Raw genomic sequence first — 1,189 nt, forward strand, 5'->3', positions numbered from 1 at the left:
GGCGGTTTCAAGCGGCTGTTGCGACGAGGTGTTTGTGGAGTACCTCGGCTGGATTCTGCCAGTCGAGGGTTTGTCGTGGTCGTCCGTTGAGTTCGCGGGCGACGGCGTCGAGGTCGTCTTGGGTCCAAGTGCGGAAGTCGGTGCTGGAGCGGGGGAAGTACTGGCGCAGCAGGCCGTTGGTGTTTTCGTTGCTGCCGCGTTGCCACGGGCTGTGGGGGTCGCAGAAGTAGACCTTGCAGTCGGTGGCCAGGGTGAAGACGGGGTGCTGGATCATTTCGATGCCCTGGTCCCAGGTCAGGGTCCTGCGCAACTCGGCTGGTAGGCGGCGCATGAGGCCGGTGAGGGTGTCGATGACCTGTTCGCTGACCCGCGATTCGGGCAGAGCGCCGAGCATCACGTATCGGGTGGCGCGTTCGACCAGGGTGATGATCGCGCTGGAGCCTCGGGCGCCGATGACCAGGTCGCCTTCCCAGTGCCCGGGAACGGCCCGGTCTTCGACCTCGGCCGGGCGAGTCGAGATGTGAAAGTCACGCACCCACGGGCGGCTTCCCCGCCCCGCGCTGGCCTGACGCGACTGCGGCCGGCGTAACGCCCGACCAGAGCGCAACGCGACCTGCCGAGCTAACTCCTGACGCATCCCACCTCGGGCCTGGAAGTAGATCGCCTGGTAGATCGTCTCGTGTGACACCCACATCTCCGGCCTGTCAGGAAACTCCCGCCGCAGCGACCGGGCGATCTGCCATGGCGAGTGCCGCTGACTCAGACGATCCTTGACCGTCTGCCACAACGGCGGCCACGCCCGGCCCCGCCCCGGACGCAACTTGCCCTCCCGAGGACGCCGCGCCCGCGCATCCGCCTTGCCCTGAGCGTTGCGGTGAGAGTACTTCCACCGATACGCCCCACCCCATCCCTTCGGATAGCCCACCCCGGCCACATAACCCGGGTCAGGCCCGAACGGATGCCGCTGACCCGCCGGCACCCGACCCCCAGTGCCGCAGTGATTACGCGACAACTCCCGCCACACCGTCGAGCGATGCCGCCCGATCACCTCCGCGATCTGCGGGAACGTCAACCCCTGACCGAACAACACCTCAATCTGCGCCCGCTCCGCGGACGACAACCTCTGCCCCGGCATGACCCCTCATCCTGACGAGAATCCACCCCGTTGCAACAACCACTTGAGCCCAAG

1 protein-coding gene and 1 pseudogene are annotated in these 1,189 nt (G+C 66.9%); both read right to left on the minus strand.

The annotated features are described in order from the left end of the window. Positions 1 to 7: 7 nt before the first annotated feature. Entirely contained in the window at positions 8 to 1,024 is a 1,017-nt protein-coding gene (locus tag AB0F61_RS34250; protein WP_357818564.1) for an IS30 family transposase, read from the minus strand. After that, a pseudogene (locus tag AB0F61_RS34255) lies at positions 1,013 to 1,135 on the minus strand (helix-turn-helix domain-containing protein); the annotation flags it as partial. The gene AB0F61_RS34250 and the pseudogene AB0F61_RS34255, both read right to left, overlap by 12 nt. Between the last annotated feature and the right edge of the window lie 54 nt (positions 1,136 to 1,189).

It is taken from the genome of Micromonospora sp. NPDC023888, assembly GCF_040639415.1.
In the GTDB taxonomy this organism is placed as follows: domain Bacteria; phylum Actinomycetota; class Actinomycetes; order Mycobacteriales; family Micromonosporaceae; genus Micromonospora.